Origin of the sequence: Pseudomonas sp. MB-090624 (assembly GCF_003205245.1) — a bacterium.
GTDB lineage: Bacteria > Pseudomonadota > Gammaproteobacteria > Pseudomonadales > Pseudomonadaceae > Aquipseudomonas > Aquipseudomonas juntendi.
The window spans coordinates 1-23,091 of sequence record NZ_QJRK01000046.1 but is presented as its reverse complement, the minus strand read 5'-3'; the positions used below and the strand labels follow the sequence as shown (position 1 = coordinate 23,091).

Below are 23,091 nucleotides of genomic sequence, written 5' to 3'. Positions count from 1 at the left end.
CGTACCCCTGGTCAATGGCTGTGCTCGGCCGAGCCTTTGCCCAGCTCCGACTTGAGAACGAAGCTGCCGGCGGCAGCCACCTGGGTTCCGGCGGCCAGGCCGCTGGTGATTTCCACCTGCCCGGCATCGCGACGGCCGGTGGTTACGGGTCGGGCCTCGAAGCCCTGCTCGGTACGGGCAAATACCACGGTCTGCGCGTCCAGGCTTTGCAGGGCGATTTCAGGCACCACTACCGCAGCCTCGAAACGTTCGATGCTGACCGCAACATTGACGAACAAACCGGGGCGCCAGGCGCCGTCAGGGTTGGCCAGGCTGGCACGGACGGTGGCGGCACGGTTCTGCTCGCCGAGCAGGCTGCCAACGTAATTGACCTTGCCTTCGACCTGGGCCCCCAGGTCTGGCGCGCTGACCATGACCGTACGGCCGGTGCGTACCTTGTCCAACTCACGCGGTGCCACGGCGAAAGTCGCCCACACCCGGCTCAGGTCAGACAGGGTGAAGGCGTTGCTGGTCGCGTCGACCACCTCACCCACGCTCAGGTGTTTCTCCACGACCACGGCGTCGAACGGTGCGCGCAGTTCATAGCGGTTGCCGGCACCTGCCGGCCCTACCGCCGCGACCTTCTGCCGGGCATTGGCCAAGGCGATTTCGGCCTCCTGCAGCGCCTGGCGCGCCTGCAGGTAATCCTGCTCGGCGCTGATGCGCTCCTGCCACAGCTGTTGTTCGCGGCGCAAGGTCAGGCGCGCCAGCTCAAGGCGGCGTTGGGCAGCCTGCTGCTCGCTGCGCAGGTCAGAGATCTGCTGGCTGGCGATTACCGCCAGCACCTGCCCGCGCTTGACCGCCTGGCCCAATTCGGCCTGGACTGCCTCGACCACACCCGGCACCCGCGGTACCACGTGGGCGGTGCGGTCCTCGTCAAAACGGATTTCACCGGGGAAGTTTATGGCTGTACCCAGCGCGCGCGGCCCGGCAGCAACCAACTGCACCCCGGCAGCCTCGATCTGGGCGATGGACAGGTGCACCTGCCCTTGTTCATCGTCGTGCTCTGTTTCTGCATGGCCTTCGGCGGCGTCCGCCTCGCCATGCTCATGGCTGTCTTCAGCTGGCTGGGCAGTGGCTGCCTGGCCGAGCGTACCGGTCCAGGCCAGGCCACCGAGGCCTAACGCGGCCAGGGTGGCTGCCAGAAGGGCCAACTTGCGTGGGTTAGTCATTGCTGCTCCTGCTGATCATTGGGTTGCCCAGGTCATCGAGGTCGCCGTAGATACGCTCGACCCGCGCGCGTGCATCGGCCGCCGTGGCCAGGGCCTCGAGGTACAGGCCACGGGCCTCGATCAGCGTGCGCTGGGCATCGAGTACATCGAGAAAAGCGAACTTGCCCATTTCGAAACCACGGGTGGCGGTGTCCACGGCTTGCTGTGCAGCCGGCAGGATGGTGCGGTCGTAGGCCGCCAACTCCTGCATGGCCGTGGCCCATTGGTCGACGGCGCTGCGGGTTTCGCTGCGCAAGCGCAGGGCCACGGCATTGCGCAAGTCACGCGCCTGGTCGGCACGGCGCGCAGCCGCCAGCACGTTGCCCTGGTTACGGTCGAACAACGGCAGCGGCATGGACAGGCCAACCACGTTCACCCGCTCGCGCTCTTCGCGGCTGTACTGGCTGCCAAGGCTGACGGTGAGGTTGGGACTGCGCTGAGCCTTTTCCGTGCCCAACGCCGCATCGCCACGCTCGACCTGGGCGGCGGCCAGGCGCCACTCGACCGTTTGCTCGACGCGGGCGAGCAAGGTGTCAGGACTGGGCGCGGCCCCAGGCGAAAGGTTGGCCGCCTGCAAGCTGTCGAAGCTGGCCAGCGGGCTGCCGGTCAAACGCGCCAGGGCCTGGTAGGCCACGCTACGCTGGGTTTGCGCGCGGCGCAGTTGGGCCTCGGCCTGGGCCAGTTGCACCTGGGCGCGGGTGGCCTCCACGGGCGATGACTGGCCGGCAGTGACCCGCCCCTGCACCACCCGCAAGCCGCGGGCGGTCAAGGCCTGGGATTGCTGCGCCAGCTCCAGCGCGGTCTGTGCCCGCAAGGCGGCATGGAACGCCTGGACCACATCGGCACGCAGGCCATTGCGCTGGCGTTCCAGGTCAAGCTGGGCGATCGCCTGACCGACGCCGGCCGCGGCGATGCGTGCAGCGCGCTTGCCGCCCAGTTCCAGCGGCTGGCTGAGGGTGATGGTGGTGGTGCTGGTGTCCCGGCGCGTGTCCTCCACCTCCCACGCCAGCTCGGGGTTGGGCAGTAACCCGGCCTGGCGCCGCTCGCCGTCGGCAATGCCGATTTCGCGGCTGGTGGCAGCCAGTTCCGGGTTCTGGGCAAAAGCGGCGGCCAGCGCCTGGGGCAAGCTCAAGCGCTGGCTGGCGTGGGCGCTCGTGGCGCCAACCAGCAGCAGGCAGAGCAAGGCGAACTTGCGGGGGATGAGCACGGAACCGGTCCTCGTCGACGAAGGGTGGCGAGGGACTGTAGAGAGGGCTGGTTATCGGGGTGGTGGCATGAAAATTACAATTCTGTAAGGCGTGCAGCCTGTGCGCCAACGCGCCTTGGCGGCGAACGCGGTTCGATAATCGCCCACTTTCCCAGGACGGCGGCTCCCCTCAATTGACGGAACTAACCAGTCAGTACAAAACTAGGCACATCCAACAACAACAAAGCGAAGCCCGTCATGACGCCCCTCATTCTCGTGCTCAACGGCCCCAACCTGAACATGCTGGGCACCCGAGAGCCGGCCCAGTATGGTTACGAAACCCTTGCCGACCTTGGCCAACACTGCGCCGACACTGCCAATGCCCACGGCCTGGAAGTCGAATTCCGGCAAACCAACCATGAAGGTGAACTGATCGACTGGATTCACGCCGCGCGCAATCGCTGCGCCGGAATCGTGATCAATCCAGGTGCCTGGACCCACACCTCGGTAGCCATTCGCGATGCGCTGGTGGCCAGCGAAGTACCGGTCATCGAAGTGCACCTGTCCAACGTGCACAAACGTGAACCGTTCCGCCACGTGTCGTTCGTTTCGTCGATCGCGGTCGGCGTCATCTGCGGCCTGGGAAGCCACGGCTACCGCATGGCCATCAGCCACTTCGCCGAACTGCTCAAGGAGCGTGCAGCATGAGCCAGCCTGCCATCCTTGCCGGCCTGATCGGCCGGGGTATCCAACTGTCGCGCACCCCGGCCCTGCACGAGCACGAAGGCGATGCCCAGGCCCTGCGCTATCTGTACCGGCTGATCGACGCCGACCAGTTGCAACTGGACGACAGCGCCCTGCCCGGCCTGCTCGACGCTGCGCAGCACACGGGTTTTACCGGCCTGAACATCACCTACCCGTTCAAGCAGGCGATCCTGCCGTTGCTCGACGAGCTGTCGGATGAAGCGCGCGGCATCGGCGCGGTCAACACCGTGGTACTCAAGGACGGCAAGCGGGTTGGCCACAACACCGATTGCCTGGGCTTTGCCGAAGGTTTGCGCCGCGGCCTGCCCGATGTGGCCCGCCGCAAGGTGGTGCAGATGGGGGCTGGCGGCGCGGGCTCGGCGGTGGCGCATGCCTTGCTGGGCGAAGGGGTTGAACAGCTGGTGTTGTTCGAAGTGGATACCGCCCGCGCTCAGGCACTGGTCGACAACCTGAATGCGCATTTCGGTGCGGGGCGGGCAATGCTTGGCGGTGACTTGGCCACGGCACTGGCCGATGCGGACGGGCTGGTCAACACCACCCCGGTCGGCATGGCCAAGCTACCCGGCACGCCGCTGCCAGTGGCGCTGCTGCATGCACGGCTGTGGGTGGCTGAGATCATCTACTTCCCGCTGGAAACCGAACTGCTGCGCGCTGCACGGGCGCTGGGCTGCCGCACACTGGACGGTAGCAACATGGCGGTGTTCCAGGCTGTGAAAGCATTCGAACTGTTCAGCGGCCGGCAGGCTGACGCCGCGCGGATGCAGGCACATTTCGCCAGCTTCTCCTGACTGAGCCAGGCCTGCGTGGCAACGGCCCTGAGCAAGCTCAGGGCCGCCACGCGGTCAGTCTTCCAGCGGCTTGGGCGGGGCGGCAGGCTTGGCCGGTTTGGCAGGTTTGCTGTCCTTGGCCTTGGTTTGCGGTGCGGCCGCCACCGGCTCTGGTGCGGTTACCGCCTTCTCGCTCGCGGGCAGCGCATCGACTGCCTCGAAGATCACCTGGGGATCGAGGGCGGTGTTGTCTTCGTCATCCTTGAGCACATGCCGCTCACCATCCTTGCCCACCAGAATCACCTTGGTGCCTTTGCTCGCCCCCAGCTTCAGTTCGCGGATCAGCGCCATGGTGGTTTGCTGCTCGAGGTTCTTGTCCTCCCGTTTGCCCATCATTTGCGCCACGCTGTACAGCACCAGGCTGCGCTCCTTGAATTTTGCCTGGGTAGCCGGGTCTTCGAGCGCTTTGTTGAGCCCACGCAGGGTGGGGTCGGCGCTGCTCGGCGCAATGACCACCAATGGCCGCGCCTTGCCCAGTTCCTTGGCCAACGGTGCGTCACTGTCAGCGGCATGCAAAGGGCCGGCAAGCGCGAGCAGGGTGGCGAGGGTCAGTGAGCGGACGAGCATGCATATCTCCTTATTCTCTCGATAAACCAAAGACTACAGATCATGGAGAAAGATCCGACGCGGGAGCCTAAACCAACCGCCCATGGCGTGCTTGCCACAAAGGTAACTTCCGATTTCCGTGACCGGGCGGCGAGGCCTGTGCAAACATCGCCGCCTGCTCTGAGCATAGCGCATAGCCACCGGCCGGCAGCGCTGCGCTGGCCGTTTTACCCCGTCGTGCTGTCGCCGGGCGCGTTTCTGTCCAGGGCTTCGAGGGTCAGTTGCAACAGCAGGGCATGCTCACGCTGCTGATTCCGAATCTGCAGCCGCTCGACCTGCACTTCCTGGTTGCCCAGCGCCATCAGCCGCTCCAGTTCATCATGCATGTCCTGCGGCACTTGCAGGCGATCGGGGAAACTGCCCCGCAGGTAGTCCTGCCAGAAGCGTTGCCTGGAAAGGTATTCAGCCATGCCGTCGCGGGTCTGCGCTGCCAGCACGAAGGCACGCGCCGAACGAAGGTCGGTGTCCTGCAGCCTGGCAATATCGGTATACAACATCTCCCCGGGCTGGGCGGGCAAATCCAGGGCCGTGCGCAAGGCAACACGGTAAGCCAGGGCGAATTCGAGTGACTCACTGCCGGCCCCCAACCGGCGGGCATGTTCTGCCGCGAACTGATCGAGCAACGCCAAGCGCCATAACTGCCCGCCGAGCCACAACAAGCCCTGCTCCGGGGGGCGCCCACCCTGCTGGCGGCGCGTACGCCATATCATCAAGCGCACTTCCAGGTCAGCGAAACGGGCAGTGGCGTTGTCCTGGCAATCCGTCGCCGCGGCGTGCCTGAACAGCTCCAGCCGCAGCGCAGTGTCTTCACTCATTGCTTCGAACATTTCCAGTACCCGGGCTGCCAGCGCGCAGGCGGTGGAGGAAAACTTGAATGCGCCGGAGGTGGTCAGTACGGACAACGTCTTGAAGAAGTCGTCCGATACCTCATCGGCTTCCAGATGTACCCACAACGCGGCCATTTCATCGCGACGTTCTGCCGCCACCAGGTCCAGATAACGGAACCGATACGGCACGCGACTCGCTTCGAGCCAATGCCAGCTGGAAGACGCCTGCGATGCAGCCGCCAGCAGGTTGCCCGACAGTTCGACCCGGCCCGCGCGCCACAGGTGTGACTGATGCAGGTCGTCAGGCAGCACTGAAATACTGTTGCCACTGAGGTCCAGCGTGTGCAGTTGCGGCGCGTCCAGCGTGCCGTAGGGAAACTCCGGCAGTTGCGTGCGTGACAGGTGCAAGGCGTTGAGCTCGGTCATGGCGAACACGGAAAATGCCCGGCGCAAGGGGTTGTCCGAAAGGTTCAGGTACACCAGGGAGCGGCAACCGGCCAGGACCAGCGCCTGGCTTTCGTCGAGCGCGATCTGATTGCCTGACAGGTCGAGCACCTCCAGCCTTTGTGCCAGCATCTGAGGCAGCGGCAGGCGCCTGAGCCGGCAATTGGTGATTTCCAGGTTGCGCAAGTTGGGAAACGCCTGCAGGAAATCGTCGGGCACCTGCTCCAGCCGCATGGCGCGCAAGGCCAGTATCGACACGTGCGCGAAACTCACTTGGGCCGGCAGGCCAGGCAATTGGCGCAAACGGCTGCGGGTCTGGGTCAGCATGAAGCGCCCGCCCTGCACAGATGCCTGGTCCTGCAACTCGGGGACGAGCAAGCGCCAGCAGTCGATCAAACCTTTTCTGAATTCACGTCGGGCAGTCAGTTCAGGTGTGGCAACCGCATTGAATACCCACCTGTCGAGGTGGCTGTTGAGCTGTCGGTATTGCGCCTCCAGGCCGTTCAACCTGGCCCGGGCGTCGGCTGACGCCAACCATTGGCCAACCTGCTCGTCGCTGAAGGCCGGGTACAGGTCGCGCAGGCGTGCCTGCAGCGCCCGCGGCCTGAGCCGCCCGAACGCTGCCCATAACCTGCCGCCGGCCATGGGGTAGCCAATGCGGCCGTCAGCGAGCCGCAGCGGTGCCACGAAGGCGACACGGCGCTGGCCCATGCCAAGGGCGACCAGCACGGCTGGCCGCTGGTTGAAGGCGAGGTCTGCCACCGCCTGGCGCAGGACGGGTGCGAACACAGCAGGCCGCCGGCTGGCCGCTCGTGCCTCGGCGTCATACGCCGCCGCCAGTGTTTCGAACAGCTCCCCGGCAGCCGCGGCGTCGGCCTGGGCACGGTCGTGCAAGCGAAACACCCCATGCTGGTGCAGCAGATCGAAGGTTGGGCCCGCGCCTTCGATCGTAAGCAGCGGCTCGCTGGCCTCACCGTCGAACAATCGCCAGCCTGGCCCACCGGCCCCCGGCACCTGCCCCAGCAGGTTCAGCACAACCCGCGCCAGGTCGAGATTCTGTGGGGTATCGATGCGCAGCGCCTCAAAGACCCGCGCGGTTCGAATCCGCGTGACCTGCAGCCTGGCCGCCTCGGCCATGAACAGCGGCACGCGCCCGGTCTCTTGCAGGTGCTGCAGGTCGTCCTCGCTGGCATTGCGCATCACTTCCCTGGCCGCCAGGCGGTGCAGGCTGGCGAAGGCCCGTTGCAACGGGCAAGGGGTTTGCGGGCCGGTGTTGTGCTCCTCGTACATGGCTTGCAGCAGCTCCCGGCGCCCGGCCCAGGCCACTTCGGCCAGCGCGCGCCCGTGCAGGCCTGCCGCCTGGGGAAGGCTCAGCACTCGCGCCAGCAGTTGCTGATCGGCGGTGGCGGCACCTTCGCGCAGTTGACCGACCAACGTGTGGATCCGCCCGGCGAACAGCAGCCGCTGCACCGTGTCAGCCAGCGCTGCCTCAGGTGCTCGGCCATACACATGCCATGCCCGCAAGTGCTGGTCGTCCAGCCCGTGGATGGCCAGCGCCTGGTCGATCTGCAGGTCATCGAGGTCGCTGTAGGGCTTGCCCAGGCGGCGGAACAGCTGGCGCGCGTCTGCCCATTCGGCGGGCTGCTCGCACCACAGCCGCCACGCACCGGCGCCATTGTGGCGGAGCAAGGGGGCATAGCCCTGGTAAGGGAGCAACTGCCATTGTTCATCGTTCTTGCGCCACGCCACTTCGTACCAGTGACCGTCCATGCTGATCCAGCAGCGCTCGGCCAGGCGATACACCCCCTGCTCGTCCCGCACTGCGGTAGGCGGCGGGGTGCCACAACGGTAGGGTTCCAGGTCGGTGTTCCACAGTTTTTCCTCGCCACCCGGCAGCTGCGCCGGCACCAGTGGGTCTACCACGCTCCAGGCACGTCGCGCCGCCGCCACAACAGCAACGGTTGCACCGACGGTCAACAACCCTTTGCCCACATTCAGCAGGTGGGCCAGCGCAGCATTGCGTTCGTTCTGTTGCCAGTCACTGACCGCCTGGAAGCTTTGCTCAAGCAGTTCCCAGGCCATCACACCCAGCATCACCGCGCCAATTGCGGGCACGAAAAGCCCTGCGATGCCGAGCAGGGTTTGCCCTTCAGCCTGTAAACGGCGGGCATGCTCGGCCTGAGCCTGGCGATCGAGCATCGCCACTGGCGGGGCGATGATCGCCGCGTCATCCTTGACCTGGCCAATCCAGTCATCAGCCAGGGCATCGAACAGCGGTAAACCATAGGCATGCGTCTGTTCATCAAGGCTGCGGGTCGCCCAGTGGGTGACATCGTCGAGCCGCTCACCCACGGCAGAGAAAAACCGCTGGCTGTCGCGACGGCGCACGAAGCGGCTGAAGAAACGCCGGTAGTCGTTCTTGCGCAAACGCTTGCCAAGCACCCGGCGGGCGTAGTGTTCCAGGTCGTTGCACACGCTCCAGGGGCCTGCGGGGTCGCCAGGTACATACACCAGGACGAACTTGCTGGTGTTGTAGAACGTCCCCTCGGCAATGACATCCAGCACCACGATCTGCTGCATGCGGCAACCAAACAGTTCCAGCCGGCGGACGCTGACCGGCGATCCCGCTAGGGTGCCAAGCGTGTCATGCATGCACAGTTGCACCACCCAGTGCAGCTGGGCCGCGCTCAACACGCCCTGTGCACTGGCTGCAAGCGCATCGGCCAGCATGCCATAGCGTTGGCGGCGAACCAGCAGCTCGCGCACGCTTGGCTGAAAAACACCCGCCAGGTGCGCCTGGTACTGCTGGCCAAGGTCCAGCGTGCGGCACAGCCTGACGAAAGCCGCTGCCGATAGCTCGGCATGCGTGGCGCCCAGCGCATCCACCAGGCAATTCTTGCGGGGCTGATCATGCTGCTCGGCCTCGGTGAAGTTGCCCAGCGCTGCCTCCAGCAGCGGCGTATCGTAGTAATCGCTGTCGGCCACCGGAAGCCGACCGGTCACATAACTGATGGTCGGCGACGTGAAGTAATACCATTGCCGCAGGCACACGCGGTCGGCATCCAGGGTGCCAAAGCGGGCCAGCGCCTGCTGCAGCAAAGGCCGGCTGAAATCATCCAGGTTGCGCACCTGTGCCAGGGCTTGCGTCAGCCCTTCCCGGCAAGCCAGCAACTGCGACAGTGCCTGGCTCAGCAGCCGGTAGTCGGCCACCGTCAGCTTCGCCATCCAGGCCGGCAGCCGCTGTGCAATGTAATGGTCCTGGCAGGCTTGCGCGATGGCAAGCGCGTCGACCGCATTCGAAGGTGAAGTGGATTTGCCCTGCATCTGTGCCTCCGCGATGGCGTTGAGGCTAGAGTTTGTGCAGGTTCAGGGCATGCCGACGGCTAGCTATCTACTACCCGTTCAGAACAGCAGCAGTTGATGGTCGATCAGCCGCGCGAAGTCGTCGCCGACAAAAGGCAGGATGGCATCAGCCACCGGCTGCAACTGCCGGCTGATGTAATGATCATGGTCGATGGGGGCTTGCAGGTTTTCCAGCGGCTCTGGGCCTGAGGTGGTGATCACATAGCTGATCCAGCCGCCGCGCTGGTATTGCAGCGGGCGGCCCAGGCGCTTGTTGTAGTCGTCGGCCAGGCGTGCGGCACGCACATGGGGCGGGACATTGCGCTGATAGTCGGCCAGTGGTCGCCGCAAGCGCTTGCGATAGACCAGCAGCTCGTCGTTTTCACCCGCCAGCGTGCGCTGTACATAGTCACACAGGTAATCACGGTACGGCTCACCACGAAACACGCGAGCGTAGAGTTCCTGCTGAAACTCCCGGGCCAGCGGTGACCAGTCGGTGCGCACCGATTCCAGGCCCTTGAACACCATTTCTTCTGTGCCATCAGCCCGCTGCCTGAGCCCGGCATAGCGTTTCTTGCTGCCCTCGTCGGTACCACGGATGGTGGGCATCAGGAAACGCCGGTAATGCACCTCGAACTGAAGTTCGAGGGCGCAGTCCAGGTTCATGCTTTCGCGCAGGTGCGTTTGCCACCACTGGTTGACCTCGGCCACCAGCTCGCGACCGATGCGCACGGCGTCTTCCTCGGCATGGGCACCCTTGAGCCAGACGAAGGTGGAGTCGGTATCGCCATAGATCACGTCGAAACCCCGGGCCTCGATCAGCGCCCGGGTCTGGTGCATGATCTGGTGCCCACGCAAGGTGATGGACGAGGCCAGCCGGGGGTCGAAGAAGCGGCAACCGCTGGAACCCAGCACACCGTAGAACGCGTTCATGATGATCTTCAGTGCCTGGGACAAGGGCGAGTTACCCTCGCGTTTGGCCGCCTCCCTGCCCTGCCACACACGCTCGACGATGGCCGGCAGGCAATGCTGGCTGCGGGAAAAGCGCCCGCCACGGAAACCCTCCACCGAGTGCTCATCGTCAGGACGGTGCAAACCTTCCACCAGGCCCACCGGGTCGATCAGGAAGGTGCGAATGATCGAGGGATACAGGCTTTTGTAATCCAGGACCAGTACCGAGTCGTACAAACCTGGGCGCGAGTCCATGACGAAGCCGCCAGGGCTGGCTTCGTCCGGGCGGCTGCCCAAGTTGGGCGCCACGTACCCCAGGCGGTGCATGTGCGGAATGTACAAGTGGCAAAACGCGGCGACCGACCCGCCGCTGCGGTCCACCGCCAGGCCGGTAACCGATGAGCGTTCCAGCAGGAACTCGAGCAGGCGGGTGTGGGCGAAGATCCGCGTCACCAGCTCACAGTCCTTCAGGTTGTACCGCGCCAGGGCCGGTTTGTCTTCGGCGAAGCGCCGGTTGATTTCGTCCATGCGCTGGTAGGGTGTGTCGATGGCTTTGCCTTCGCCGAGCAGCGTCTGGGCGACGTTTTCGAGGCTGAACGACGGGAAACTCCAGGTGGCCGAGCGCAGCGCCTCGATGCCATCGATCAACAAGCGCCCCGGGGCGTCGGCGAATACGTGGCCACCGCCGCCCTGGCTTCGCAAGGTCATGGCTGCGCCTCTGCGCCCCAAGGCCAGCGCTACCTGCAACGCCTTGGCGTGCTCATGCAGCACGCGCAGGTCGAACTGGATCAGGTTCCAGCCAATGATCGCGTCGGGGTCGTGCAGCGCCATCCACTGGTTCAGGCACACCAGCAGCTCGGCGCGGTCGGCGCAGTAGTGCAGATCGAAGTCCACCCCCGCCGGGTCGCCGTTGGGTTTGCCAAGCATGTACACCTGACGCTGGCCACAGCCCTCCAGGGCAATGCTGTACAACTCCCCACGTTCGCTGGTTTCGATGTCCAGCGACACCAGGCGCAGCGGTGGGCGGTAACCTGCTAGCGGCCTGAGCTGAGCTTCGCAGAGCACGCCCTGTGCATCAGGCTTGCCGGTGAACTGCACGGGGGCGGTGATGAAGCGCTCCATCAGGTAGCGTTCGGGCGGGCGAATGTCGGCTTCGAAAACGTCGATACCAGCGTTGCGCAGGCGTTGCTCCAGTTGCATCAGCTGCCGGTGCTGGCGGCAATACAGCCCCATTACCGGGCGCTGCTCGAAGTCCTTCAACTGCAAGGGCTTGAGCTGTACACCTGGCTCTTTGGCCAACAACACCCGGGCATGTTCAGCCTGCGCCAGCGGGATGAAAGCTACCGAGTCCTGAGGGGCAAGGCGCAATTGTCGGGGCCCCTGATCGGTAGCCAGCCAGAATTCCACGCAGGTCCCTTCGGGCGTGTCATGCCAATGCCGGGTCAGGACGAAGCCCTGCTGCAATTCCACCGCATCTACCTCTGAAGCGTATGATCAGGTGCTGATTCTACCGCTACCGGCACTGCAAGCGGTGGCTGGGCAGCCCCTGCAGGCGCCACCCGGCCCCTGTAGCCCGTCACTGGAACCGGTACGCCAAACCCGCCCCCGCATACCATGAGCGCCCAGGCGCGGCCTCGTAGTAACGCCCGTTGCTGTCGCCGACGATCACCGACCCTACATATTGCCGGTCGAACAGGTTGTCCAGGCGCACCAGCTGGTGGAATATCCACGGGCCGACATGCTGCTCGAAGCGCGTACGCCAATTGAACACGGCATAGGCCGGCGCCGCCTTGGCAGCGTTGCTGTCGTCGACATACACCTTGCTGCGGTACTGCCCTTCCAGGCCCATGCTGACCGCCGCCACCGGCTTCCACAGCACCTCGCCATACAGGTTGTCCTGGGGCACACCTGGCAGGCGGTTGCCACGTGCGATGGCCTGGCTGACGTTTTCGGCATAGCGCGCGTCGGTGCGGGTGTACACCACAGTGGCCTGCCACTGGTCGTTCCAATCCTGCTGCAGACGGGCCTCGAAACCACGCCGAAGGGTACGCCCGGCATTGCGATAGCTGGTTCGGCCGTCCGTCGCACGGTCCACGACGATTTCGTCTTCGGTCTGGATCTGGTAAACGGCGGCGTCCAGCCGCGTGCGCTCGCTCAGCCGGTACTTCAGGCCCGTTTCATACTGCATGCTGGTGGCAGGCTCGAGCCCGAAGTTGAAGCGTTCGTCCGCTCCCGGTGCATAGGCCATCTCGGCCTGCGTGGGGGTTTCGAAGCCTTTGCCGACACTCACGTAACCACGCAGATCAGGGGTGAAGGCGTACATCACAGACAGCGAAGGGGTAGCTTGCTGATACCGTTTGGAGCCGCTGGCGTCACCGTTGGCCAGGTAATGGTCATCGACGCGCATGTTCATGCTGCTGTAGCGCAAGCCCAGCTCGCTGGTCCAGTTACCGATTTCCCAGTGCGCCTGCAGGTAAGGGTCCAGGCTGGTGGCGGTGTCCTGCTCGTCACGTCGCAACTCGCCTTTCACACCCAACTGGTCAGCGCTGAAGTTCTGGTAGCCACGGCGGTCATCCTTGCTCTGGTCGTAATCGGCGCCAAAGGTCAGGGTGAGATTGCCGGGCACCTGGGCAACCGGCTGGATCCAGCGCAGCGTACCGCCCTGGAACTGCCGATCGAAATCGACCACGCCACCCCCGCGCTGGCTGTTCGAGACCACCGTCCTGGGAATGGACAGGTACTGCACCACCCGGCGCTGCCCGGCGTACAGGTTCAGCTGCAACGTGGCGTCACCTACGTAGCGCTCATAGTTCATGCCCAACTGCTGGTGGTCGATGCTCTTGCGCGTGTCATAGGTTTGCGCCACTGCCGCGCTGGAGCGCGGGTCGTGCTTGTAGGCTTCCCAGGTCTGCCCTAGTGGGTCCTGGGTGCCGTTCTGTTCCAGGCTGCTGTAGATCAGCGCCAGGCGCGATTCGCTATCCGGCTTGAAATGGACCTTGGCGAAGGTCTGGTCACGGCGCGCCGCGCTGTGGTCACGGTAGCCGTCGGTGTCCATGCGCGACGCATCCAGCAGGAAACCGGCCGTGTCGTTACCGCCCTCGGCGCTCAGGTGGTTCTTGTTGAAACCGTCGCTGCCGAAGGTGGTTTCGGCACCTACCTGGGCAGGGCCCTGACCGTCGCGGCTGAACATCTGGATAACCCCACCGGCGTTGCTGCCGTACAGGGTGGCGGCCGGGCCGCGCAACACCTCGATGCGCTCGGCCACATCCAGGTTGAGCGTGGCCGCTTGCCCTTGACCGTCGGGAGTACTGGCCGGGATCCCATCGCTGATCAGCTTGATGCCCCGCACCCCGAAGGCCGAGCGGGCGCCATAGCCTCGCGAAGAAACCTGCAGGTCCTGGGCGTAGTTCTGGCGGTTCTGCACCACCAGCCCTGGCACCTTGCCCAGCACTTCCGACAGGTTGACGCCCAACTGGCCGTCAGTGCCACGGGACAAGTCGATGGTATCGACCGAGAACGGCAGGTCGAACGTACGGGTGGGCAGGTAGGCACCGCTCACCACCAGCGGCTCGATCACCACGGCAGTGGGGGCATCGGCCCAGGCATCGTCAAGCGCACCAAAGTCGCCGGCAATCAGCAGGACCAGGCCTGTAGAGGTAGGAAAACGAGAAAGAAATCGATACATGCGCAGCTTCCGAAAATGGCGCCATTACACCAGACCCGCACCTACAGTGCGAACCCTCTGGCCAGCCTCGCCGGATTTTCCCTGACAAGCTGTTGCGAAATTGCTTACGCTGAAATACTGTACGCACATACAGCACAACAAGGATATTCCTGTGTCCAGCACCGCCTCCGCCACCCCAAGCAGCTACGTTCAGCTGGGTGTTCGCATCCAGAAGATCATCAACAGCCCCACCGCCCAACGCAGCCGCGCGGCGCTGATCTTCCGCCTGGAACAGGAAAGCCCGGACGACTGGGAAACCCTGCTCGGGGAAATTGCCGAGAACGACAACGTCACCCTTGCCCACCGTGACGATGGCGGCGTGCAGATTTTCTGGACGGTGCCGAAGGAAGACTGACCAGGCATGAGCGTGGCGCTTTTCGCTGCTACCGGCCTGCGCCTGCTGTGCCGCCCAGGGGAGCACCATCAGGCCAAGGTCAAGACAGCCGCTCAAACAACGGCAACCCATTCACCTGCGGCCGAGCGAACAGATACCCTTGCATCAAATCAATTCCCAGCGCCGCCAGTGCTTGGCACTCTTCGTCAGTCTCGATCCCCTCGGCAATCAGCGTAATGCCCAACCGCTCGGCCACCAATACGATACCGGCCACGATGGCTTGGCGAACCACATCCTGATTGACTCCCCGAGTGAGAGCCATATCCAGCTTGAGCACAGCCGGCTGAAATTCTGCGAGCAGATTCAGCCCTGAGTAACCCGACCCAAAATCATCTATTGCAGTGGTGAAGCCCTGTCGCTCGTACTCCTTGAAGATCGACTTCAAGTGCTCGGTGTCCTCGATCCGCTCGCCTTCGGTCACTTCGAACATCAGCAGATTGGCGGGGAAGTCGAATGTGACTGTGGCCTCCAAGGTAGCCCGGATGCAGGTGCTGGCACGGTAGACGGCATTGGGCAGAAAATTGATGCTCAATTTACAGTCTTTCTGCCGTCCCAAGCCCAGCCCAGCCGCTTGCTCGATGGCCTTCACGCGGCAGGCCTGATCAAAGCGGTACAGGTTGTCGGGAGTTACCTTGGCCAAAATTTGCGCAGCGCTTTCACCGTTCACACCGCGAACCAGTGCCTCGTAGGCGAACGGCCTGCCTGAAGGCACATGGATTATGGGCTGGAACGCCATGGTAATGTCGAAACCCAGGCTAGCGAGGTCACGACATTGGGAGCAGCCAATCGCTAGAAAGGGCTGGGGGAACACTGGCTTGCTCATGGGCTATGTCGAGGTCACGGAGTATGGCGGTTCAGAATGCTTGAATCTGCATCTTATGCCAAGTCAACCTCAAGGTTTGCGGCTGAACTAACGAAGTGCCTGCAGGTAAGCGCTGGCCTCGCGATAGCGCGCCAGCCGCGCCAGGTCGGCAGGGCCTGGGCAGGGAATACGCGAAAGGTCACTGTTGTCGGCCAGGTCAGCCAGTTTGACCGTGCGCGCCAGCGGGTCGTCACCCAGGCGCACGACAAAGTCCTGATAAGCTTCGCCTTCACGCCGGCTGAGCGCCAGCAGGGCTGCGAGAATTTTCAGCGCGAAGCCCTCCCGCGCCAGGTCGGAGAGGGTCAGCGGGGTATCCTCGATCACATCGTGAAGCACCGCAACAATGCGCTGTTCCGGTGTGGCAACCCGCAGCATCACACGTAAAGGGTGAAGGATATACGCCGCCCCACCCTTGTCGTATTGCCCTTCATGCGCCCTGGCGGCCACGGCTATGGCCCGCTCCAGTGTCGACATCAGGCGCCCCCCATTTCAGCCTCTCCCTACCCAAGCATAGCCAATGCTGGGCGCAAGGTGCCTATCATGCGCCTTGGGAGCGGGTTGGCCGCGCAGGTCAGCGCGCTGCGCCGTGCTGGATGACCACCGAGTCGGTGCCCAATTTGGCCATGACTTCGTCGCGGCGGGCCTGCGCCTCTTCGCGAGTAGGGAACGGCCCCATCAGCACCACCGGCTTGCCATCGCGGTATTCCACCGACGACGGGATGCCCTTTTCGATCAGGCGGGCCGTCATGTCGCTGAGGGCGCCCATGTTGGCGCCCTGCACCACCTCCACATCCCAGCCTTCGGGTGCCGGCTGGTCGGCCAGCGCTTCGGCACGACGCTGCAGGTCGGCACCGCCACACAGCTCGCGGATACGCAGGTTGTTGCCGGTTTCGTCCACGATGATGTCGTACTGGCCATCGCGCTTGAACGCCACGTAGCTGCGGTAGGCCTCGTACTGCCCGGCATCGTCCTTGCCACGGACCTGGCCGCAGATGGTGCCCTGGGTGTCGATCCGCACGTTGCCGAACTTGGCCGTCTTGGGGTTGTGCAAGTGTTCAGCCACCTGCTTGTGCACGCCCTCGACCTCGTTCTCACAGCCCGCCAGGGCGAGCACTGCCATTACCACAGCCAGTTTACGCACGCATGTACCTCCCGTTTCGAAGGGGCGGATTCTAGCATGCTGCGCGCTGGCCGAAGCGTGACCAAAGGTTACAGGCTGCTTCACGCGCACATGCAAAAAGGGCGATCATTGCTGATCGCCCTTTCTGGAGTTTGGTAGGCACAATTGGACTCGAACCAACGACCCCCACCATGTCAAGGTGGTGCTCTAACCAACTGAGCTATGTGCCTGTCGTGTGGTGCGCATCTTAGTGATCAAGTGCGCACCTGTAAAGCGTTTTTTTCAGAAAAATCAAAAACTTTCGCAGTTTCCCGGTGTTGCAGCCAACCGCCGGAAAAACCAATGAAAAAAGGGGTGACCCTTGCGGATCACCCCTTCTTCGATTTGGTAGGCACAATTGGACTCGAACCAACGACCCCCACCATGTCAAGGTGGTGCTCTAACCAACTGAGCTATGTGCCTGTCGTGTGGTGCGCATTCTACGCAATTGGAAAAGCCTGTCAACACTTTTTTTCGCGCTAAGCTACTGAATCTAAACCTCTTTATAGAGAAGGGTCGCTTGCGACTGTGTGAGGGATTTTCAACAGACGACTAGCGGGTGTTTATTATTATTGATAGCATCGCTACATTCGTTAAAAATATAAAACACGAGGTTCCTGCAGCATGGCTAACACCCCCTACCCCCAGTCCTACTACGCCGCCTCGGCCAACCCGGTGCCGCCACGTCCGGCGCTGCAGGGTGAGGTGGAAACCGATGTATGCATCATCGGCGCCGGCTACACCGGCCTGTCCAGCGCCCTGTTCCTGCTGGAGAACGGCTTCAAGGTGAGCATCGTCGAAGCCGCCAAGGTCGGCTTCGGTGCCTCGGGCCGCAACGGTGGCCAGATCGTCAACAGCTACAGCCGCGACATCGACGTGATCGAACGCACTGTGGGCCCTGAACAGGCCCAGTTGCTGGGCCACATGGCCTTCGAAGGCGGGCGTATCATTCGCGAGCGCGTGGCCAAGTACAACATCCAGTGCGACTTGAAGGACGGCGGCGTTTTCGCCGCGCTCACCAGCAAGCAGATGGGCCACCTGGAATCGCAAAAGCGCCTGTGGGAGCGCTTCGGCCACAACCAGCTGGAGCTGATGGACCAGAAGCGCATCCGCGAGGTGGTGGCCTGCGACAGCTACATCGGCGGCATGCTCGACATGAGCGGCGGTCACATCCACCCGCTGAACCTGGCGCTGGGCGAAGCAGCAGCGGTCGAGTCGCTGGGCGGCATCATCTATGAGCAAACCCCGGCCGTGCGCATCGAGCGCGGCGCCAACCCTGTGGTGCATACCCCACAGGGCAAGGTCCGCGCCAAATTCATCATCGTCGCTGGTAACGCCTACCTGGGCAACCTGGTGCCAGAGCTGGCCGCCAAATCCATGCCATGCGGCACCCAGGTGATCACCACCGAACCCCTGGGCGAAGAGCTGGCGCGCACCCTGCTGCCGCAGGACTACTGCGTGGAAGATTGCAACTACCTGCTCGACTATTACCGCCTGACCAGCGACAAGCGCCTGATCTTCGGCGGTGGCGTGGTGTACGGCGCACGTGACCCGGCCAACATCGAAGCGATCATCCGCCCGAAGATGCTCAAGGCCTTCCCGCAACTGAAGAACGTGAAAATCGACTACGCCTGGACCGGCAACTTCCTGCTGACCCTGTCGCGCCTGCCACAGGTAGGTCGCATCGGCGACAACATCTATTACTCCCAGGGGTGCTCGGGCCACGGCGTGACCTATACCCACCTGGCGGGCAAGGTGCTGGCCGAAGCCCTGCGCGGCCAGGCCGAGCGTTTCGACGCCTTCGCCGGCCTGCCGCACTACCCGTTCCCAGGCGGCCAGATGCTGCGCGTGCCGTTCAGCGCTATCGGTGCCTGGTACTACAGCCTGCGCGACCGCCTGGGCTTCTGATGTAGCAGGCCTCCTCGGGGCGGGACCCGCTCCTCCATGGGGCTGTGCGGTGCGCACACGCTCGTGGAGGGTCGGGTCTGCCTGCGAAAAGGCCATGATGGGAACGATCATTTGTTCAGGCTGTTCACCGCCTGCTTCGCCGCGATTTCCTGCCCCGCCCGCGATAACTCTTCCGCCGCCTGCAACCAGCGTTGCCTATCCACTTCAGCCGGCAATTGCCGTGGCGGCTGCACCAGCACTGCCCAACTGCCCTGCTCGGCCCACGCCGAAGCGAACGCGTCGAATGCCATCATGTGCCGGCGGTGCATGCCCGAGCGCAGCAGCACCCGCTGCTTGTAGCGGTCATAACCGATCAGCACCGCATAGCGCGGCTCGCCCCACCAGGCGGAACCGTCTTCGTAGCGCAAGAGTACCGGGTTGCCCGCCGCCACTTGGGTCAACAGCGCATCCAGTTGCTTGTCCAGGCGGTACACCACCATGCCGTAATCCCGCGCCACGCTAGGGATGGCGGTACCCAGTGCGTCGGCACCCTGTGGCAGGTTCAGGGGCTTGTCCAGCAGCCCCGGGGTAATCGGTGCCCCCTGTTGCGACAACACTGCTGCTAGGGCCATGGCGCCGCTATGGTTGGCGTTGCCCCGGTAGAATGGCACGCTGCTGATTTCGACCCGTTGCGGCAGGCCTTTGAGATTGGCGGGCGGCGCACTGGCACAGCCCGCCAGGCTGGCTGCCACGATGAAGACCGACAGCAGCCGCCGGGCGCTCTTGAAGGAAGATAGCTGCATGGACACTCGCTTGTTCCAACGCCGGGCAGGCAGCGCCCAGCTCTGGCCACTGATCATAGGTCCGACGACGGCGCGGGTATAGTCCGACAGCGGCTTGGAGCGAATCGGACTCAGAGATAGACCTTTGTTCGATGGAACGTCCCAGGCGAAAGGCTAGACTAAAGCAGTGTCTGGAACGCAAACGCCGGTCACTCTGGCGTTTGCCGCAGCGATGGAGGCACAGATGAGCCTGACCCTGGCAATCCTCATGCTGGTCGGCATGTGGCTGAGCGTCGCAGCCGCCATGCTATGGGGTGTACTACGTATCGTGCGGCGTCATGCACAGCCCAATCAACAACCGCCGCAGGTGCCGGTCAAAACCCGGCACGTACAGCGCGCACGGCGGCCTGCGGGGGTGCACTGACCGCGCAGCATTCAGCAGCCAAACGGGGCGCAAAGCGCCCCGCTGCCCACCGTCAATGCTCAGCTGCCTCACGCTTGAGCCGCGCCCTGCGTGCGAGAATGTTGAGGATCTCGATCGCGGTGGAGAACGCCATCGCAGCGTACACGTAGCCTTTGGGCACATGGGCACCAAACCCTTCGGCAATCAGCGTCATACCGATCATGATCAGGAAGCCCAGGGCCAGCATCACGACAGTCGGGTTGTCGTTGATGAAGTTGGCCAGTGGGTCGGCCGCGACCATCATCACGATCACGGCAGTGATCACGGCGATGATCATGATCGGCAGGTGCTCGGTCATGCCCACGGCGGTGATGATGCTGTCTACCGAGAACACGATATCCAGCAGCAGGATCTGGAAGATCGCCGCAGCGAAGCCCAAGGTCACCGTGGAGCCCACCTTGGCCTCTTCCTTGGCACCGTGCGGGTCGACGTTTTCGTGAATTTCCTTGGTAGCCTTCCACAACAGGAACAGGCCACCCGCAATCAGGATCATGTCTTTCCACGAGAACGCATTGCCGAACACTTCGAATACAGGGTCGGTCAGCTGGACGATCCAGGCCACCGTGCTGAGCAACGCCAGGCGCATGATCAGGGCCATGCTGATGCCAATGCGCCGCGCCTTGGAACGGTACGCCACCGGCAACTTGTTGGTCAGGATCGAGATGAAGATCAGGTTGTCGATGCCCAGTACGATTTCCATGGCCACCAGCGTAGCCAGGGCAATCCAGGCGGTAGGGCTAGCGGCGAGTTCCAGCAGATATTCCATTGTTCACATCCTGCAACGGCGGTTGGGGTCAAATTTCCTGGCTTTTTTCGTTCTTTTCAGCTTGCACGGGCTTCTGCCCTTCACTGCCAATGGCTTCGCTCAGCGCCTGCTGGGCGGCCTTGTTGGTGTCGTCGATGGCCTGCTTGGCCGATTGAGCAGCTTGGTCGAGCATCTGCTGGGCGGACTTCTCGGCCTGGTCGCAACCAGCCAGGGCAAACAGCGCCAGGGCCAGTACCAGCGGCGTGCCGATGGATTTCAAGTGCAGCATGGGTTCCTCGCTTGTGGTGACTTCAGCAGCGCACAAGGCGCCTGATAACGAAGGATTCTAGACACGCCGATACATCAGGAAAATTCGTATTTTCAACGGTTATACTTCGGGTTTTACGAATCGGGAAAACAGTGTGCTCAACTACCGCCAGTTGCACTACTTCTGGGCAGTGGCCAGGACCGGCAGCATCGCCCGCGCCAGCGCACAGCTGAACCTGACCCCGCAAACCATCAGCGGGCAGATCAGCCTGTTCGAACACACCTACGGCCTGGAGTTGTTCCAGCGTGTGGGGCGGCAGCTGGAGCTGACCGAAACCGGCCGCCAGACGCTGGCTTATGCCGAACAGATGTTCCAGCTTGGTGGCGAACTGGAGGCCATGCTGCGCGCCGGGCCACAGGAGCAGATCCTGTTCCGCGTGGGCGTAGCCGATGTGGTACCCAAGTCCATCGTCTATCGCCTGCTGGCCCCGACCATGGAGCTGGACGACGTGTTGCGCATCAATTGCCGCGAAGACAAGCTCGAACGGCTGCTCGGCGACCTGGCCATCCAGCGCCTGGACCTGGTGATTTCCGACAGCCCCATGCCCAACAACCTGGATATCAAGGGCTACAGCCAGAAGCTTGGCGAATGCGGCCTGAGTTTTTTTGCCACCCCTGCATTGGCCAAGCGCTACCCGGGTGCCTTTCCTGCCTGCTTGCAGGACGCCCCCCTGCTGATTCCCGGCCAGGAAACCGTGGTGCGCAGCCGCTTGCTGCGGTGGCTGGGCGAGCAGCAGGTACAGCCCCGCATTGTCGGCGAGTTCGATGACAGCGCATTGATGCAGGCCTTCGGCCAGTCGGGCAGCGGCATCTTCGTTGCACCCAGTGTGATCGCCGAGGAAGTGTGCCGACAGTACGGCGTGCAACTGATCGGGCAGACCGAGGCGGTCCATGAGTCGTTCTATGCCATTTCGGTGGAGCGCAAGGTCAAGCACCCAGGGATCGTGGCAATCACCGAGGGGGCGCGGCGAGAGCTGTTCCACTGGTGACCGGGCTGGTTCGCACGGTCTGTCCCGAGTTCGCTTGCGGGGCGGCAGTGGCCGCGAAGCGCGCCGGGCCGCCCGGCGAGGCTCTGTGCTAAAGTCCCGCCCTTTACAGAATCCGAGATAACGCTGCACATGACCTCTGTTTTCCGCCTCCTCAACCGTACCAGCCTGGTGACGCAGATCGTCATCGGCTTGCTCGCCGGTATCGCCCTGGCCCTGCTGGCCCCCAGCGTGGCCGGCGACCTGGCCTTCCTCGGCAAGGTTTTCGTCAGTGCCCTCAAGGCAGTGGCACCTGTACTGGTATTCATTCTGGTCATGGCTTCGATCGCCAACCACCGGCATGGCCAGGAAACCCACATTCGCCCGATCCTGTGGCTTTACCTGCTGGGCACTTTCGCCGCGGCATTGGTGGCCGTGATCGCCAGCACGCTGTTCCCCTCATCATTGGTGCTCAGCACCGGCGAAGCCACGCTCAGCGCACCGGGCGGCATTACCGAGGTACTGCAGAACCTGTTGCTGAGCGCGGTCGACAACCCGATCAACGCCCTGCTCAACGCCAATTTCATCGGCGTGCTGACCTGGGCCGTGGGCCTGGGCGTGGCCTTGCGCCATGCGGGCGACACCACGCGCACCGTGGTCGAGGACCTGTCCAACGGTGTCACCCTGATCGTGCGTGTAGTCATCCGCTTTGCCCCGCTGGGCATCTTCGGCCTGGTCAGCGCGACCTTGGCCCAATCCGGCCTGAACGCCTTGCTCGGCTACCTGCACCTGCTGGCAGTGCTGATCGGCAGCATGTTGTTCGTAGCGCTGGTGATGAACCCGCTGATCGTGTACTGGAAAATCCGCCGCAACCCGTTCCCGCTGACCTTGCTGTGCCTGCGCGAAAGCGGCATCACCGCGTTCTTCACCCGTAGTTCGGCGGCCAATATCCCGGTCAACCTGGCACTGTCAGAGCGCCTTGGCTTGCATGAAGACACCTATTCGGTGTCGATCCCGCTGGGTGCCACCATCAACATGGCCGGTGCGGCGATCACCATCACCGTGCTGACGCTGGCCGCAGTGCATACCCTGGGTATCCCGGTCGACCTGCCGACAGCGTTGCTGCTCAGCGTGGTGGCAGCCGTCTGTGCCTGCGGTGCCTCCGGCGTGGCAGGGGGGTCGCTGCTGCTGATTCCGCTGGCGTGCAGCCTGTTCGGCATCCCCAGCGAAATTGCCATGCAGGTGGTTGCGGTGGGCTTCATCATCGGGGTGTTGCAGGATTCGGCGGAGACCGCGCTGAACTCCTCCACCGATGTGCTGTTCACGGCCGCGGCGTGCCTGGCTGAAGAGCGGCGTAACGCCTAATGTCGGTCAGTCAAGCGATTGGGGCCGCTTTGCGGCCCATCGCCGGCAAGCCGGGCTCCCACAGGAGCAGTGCAGAGCTCAAGCTTAGCGTGGTCCTGTGGGAGATTCTATGGTTCCTGGCAAGGGTAGCCGGAGCATCTTCAGCGCCTGTGAGATCGAGCGCCGCCCGCGCGGCGCAATCGCGAGCTGCGCTCGCTCCTACGTTTGTTTCGGGCCAGTA

The 23,091-nt window shown here is 63.6% G+C and carries 19 protein-coding genes and 2 tRNA genes; 7 read left to right on the top strand and 14 right to left on the bottom strand.

Annotated features, from left to right (window positions below; translation table 11 throughout):
* Positions 1 to 11 precede the first annotated feature (11 nt).
* The gene (locus DMX12_RS22640; RefSeq protein WP_054911915.1) at positions 12 to 1,211 is read right to left on the bottom strand and encodes an efflux RND transporter periplasmic adaptor subunit; all 1,200 of its coding nucleotides are present in this window, start codon (positions 1,209 to 1,211) and stop codon (positions 12 to 14) included.
* Positions 1,204 to 2,457 (bottom strand): TolC family protein, encoded by a 1,254-nt coding sequence (locus DMX12_RS22635; RefSeq protein ID WP_110679494.1) that lies wholly within the window; start codon positions 2,455 to 2,457, stop codon positions 1,204 to 1,206. Before DMX12_RS22635 ends, DMX12_RS22640 begins: the two co-directional genes overlap by 8 nt.
* 237 nt (positions 2,458 to 2,694) lie before the next feature.
* Between DMX12_RS22635 and aroQ the strand changes: the two genes are divergently transcribed.
* Together aroQ and DMX12_RS22625 are read left to right on the top strand one after the other, a co-directional pair.
* Positions 2,695 to 3,144: a type II 3-dehydroquinate dehydratase gene (gene aroQ, locus DMX12_RS22630; RefSeq protein WP_029884970.1), complete on the top strand. Its 450-nt coding sequence runs from the start codon at positions 2,695 to 2,697 to the stop codon at positions 3,142 to 3,144.
* Positions 3,141 to 3,989, top strand: a complete 849-nt coding sequence (locus DMX12_RS22625) for a shikimate dehydrogenase (RefSeq protein ID WP_009682786.1) — start codon at positions 3,141 to 3,143, stop codon at positions 3,987 to 3,989. Before aroQ ends, DMX12_RS22625 begins: the two co-directional genes overlap by 4 nt.
* Before the next feature lie 54 nt (positions 3,990 to 4,043).
* On the opposite strand, the gene DMX12_RS22620 is transcribed toward DMX12_RS22625, so the two are convergent.
* The 4 genes from DMX12_RS22620 to DMX12_RS22605 form a co-directional block, all read right to left on the bottom strand.
* Positions 4,044 to 4,595 (bottom strand): DUF4174 domain-containing protein, encoded by a 552-nt coding sequence (locus DMX12_RS22620; RefSeq protein ID WP_009682785.1) that lies wholly within the window; start codon positions 4,593 to 4,595, stop codon positions 4,044 to 4,046.
* 206 nt (positions 4,596 to 4,801) lie between these two features.
* The gene (locus tag DMX12_RS22615) at positions 4,802 to 9,229 is read right to left on the bottom strand and encodes an NEL-type E3 ubiquitin ligase domain-containing protein (RefSeq protein ID WP_110679493.1); all 4,428 of its coding nucleotides are present in this window, start codon (positions 9,227 to 9,229) and stop codon (positions 4,802 to 4,804) included.
* A gap of 78 nt (positions 9,230 to 9,307) precedes the next feature.
* The gene (locus DMX12_RS22610) at positions 9,308 to 11,668 is read right to left on the bottom strand and encodes a DNA polymerase II (RefSeq protein ID WP_110679492.1); all 2,361 of its coding nucleotides are present in this window, start codon (positions 11,666 to 11,668) and stop codon (positions 9,308 to 9,310) included.
* Positions 11,669 to 11,774: 106 nt separating this feature from the next.
* Positions 11,775 to 13,883: a TonB-dependent receptor gene (locus tag DMX12_RS22605; RefSeq protein ID WP_110679491.1), complete on the bottom strand. Its 2,109-nt coding sequence runs from the start codon at positions 13,881 to 13,883 to the stop codon at positions 11,775 to 11,777.
* Between the two features lie 151 nt (positions 13,884 to 14,034).
* Here DMX12_RS22605 and DMX12_RS22600 point away from each other — a divergent pair, with 151 nt between their 5' ends.
* The gene (locus DMX12_RS22600; protein ID WP_009682781.1) at positions 14,035 to 14,277 is read left to right on the top strand and encodes a DUF1654 domain-containing protein; all 243 of its coding nucleotides are present in this window, start codon (positions 14,035 to 14,037) and stop codon (positions 14,275 to 14,277) included.
* Between the two features lie 79 nt (positions 14,278 to 14,356).
* On the opposite strand, the gene DMX12_RS22595 is transcribed toward DMX12_RS22600, so the two are convergent.
* The 5 genes from DMX12_RS22595 to DMX12_RS22575 form a co-directional block, all read right to left on the bottom strand.
* Entirely contained in the window at positions 14,357 to 15,139 is a 783-nt protein-coding gene (locus tag DMX12_RS22595; protein ID WP_009682780.1) for an EAL domain-containing protein, read from the bottom strand.
* A gap of 87 nt (positions 15,140 to 15,226) precedes the next feature.
* Positions 15,227 to 15,652 carry a hypothetical protein gene (locus DMX12_RS22590; protein ID WP_009682779.1) on the bottom strand — a complete coding sequence of 142 codons (426 nt, stop codon included), beginning with the start codon at positions 15,650 to 15,652 and terminating at the stop codon, positions 15,227 to 15,229.
* A 97-nt stretch (positions 15,653 to 15,749) separates the two neighbouring features.
* Positions 15,750 to 16,319, bottom strand: a complete 570-nt coding sequence (locus tag DMX12_RS22585; protein ID WP_029884966.1) for an SPOR domain-containing protein — start codon at positions 16,317 to 16,319, stop codon at positions 15,750 to 15,752.
* A gap of 132 nt (positions 16,320 to 16,451) precedes the next feature.
* Positions 16,452 to 16,528: transfer RNA gene (locus DMX12_RS22580), tRNA-Val, on the bottom strand.
* 155 nt (positions 16,529 to 16,683) lie between these two features.
* Positions 16,684 to 16,760: transfer RNA gene (locus tag DMX12_RS22575), tRNA-Val, on the bottom strand.
* A 201-nt stretch (positions 16,761 to 16,961) separates the two neighbouring features.
* Here DMX12_RS22575 and DMX12_RS22570 point away from each other — a divergent pair.
* Entirely contained in the window at positions 16,962 to 18,245 is a 1,284-nt protein-coding gene (locus DMX12_RS22570) for an FAD-binding oxidoreductase (protein ID WP_110679490.1), read from the top strand.
* Between the two features lie 107 nt (positions 18,246 to 18,352).
* On the opposite strand, the gene DMX12_RS22565 is transcribed toward DMX12_RS22570, so the two are convergent.
* Positions 18,353 to 19,084, bottom strand: coding sequence for a peptidase C39 family protein (locus DMX12_RS22565; protein WP_110679489.1), 732 nt, complete (start codon positions 19,082 to 19,084; stop codon positions 18,353 to 18,355).
* Between the two features lie 166 nt (positions 19,085 to 19,250).
* On the opposite strand from DMX12_RS22565, the gene DMX12_RS22560 reads away from it, so the two are divergent.
* A complete protein-coding gene (locus tag DMX12_RS22560; RefSeq protein WP_110679488.1) occupies positions 19,251 to 19,430 on the top strand; it encodes a hypothetical protein in 180 nt (59 codons plus the stop codon).
* Between the two features lie 52 nt (positions 19,431 to 19,482).
* On the opposite strand, the gene DMX12_RS22555 is transcribed toward DMX12_RS22560, so the two are convergent.
* Positions 19,483 to 20,235 carry a TerC family protein gene (locus tag DMX12_RS22555; protein ID WP_009682773.1) on the bottom strand — a complete coding sequence of 251 codons (753 nt, stop codon included), beginning with the start codon at positions 20,233 to 20,235 and terminating at the stop codon, positions 19,483 to 19,485.
* A 28-nt stretch (positions 20,236 to 20,263) separates the two neighbouring features.
* Positions 20,264 to 20,503 (bottom strand): hypothetical protein, encoded by a 240-nt coding sequence (locus DMX12_RS22550; protein WP_054905235.1) that lies wholly within the window; start codon positions 20,501 to 20,503, stop codon positions 20,264 to 20,266.
* Positions 20,504 to 20,636: 133 nt separating this feature from the next.
* Here DMX12_RS22550 and nhaR point away from each other — a divergent pair, with 133 nt between their 5' ends.
* Complete coding sequence (gene nhaR, locus DMX12_RS22545) at positions 20,637 to 21,530, top strand: transcriptional activator NhaR (protein WP_110679487.1); 894 nt, start codon at positions 20,637 to 20,639, stop codon at positions 21,528 to 21,530.
* A gap of 129 nt (positions 21,531 to 21,659) precedes the next feature.
* Entirely contained in the window at positions 21,660 to 22,871 is a 1,212-nt protein-coding gene (gene sstT, locus DMX12_RS22540) for a serine/threonine transporter SstT (RefSeq protein ID WP_029884964.1), read from the top strand.
* Positions 22,872 to 23,091 lie beyond the last annotated feature (220 nt).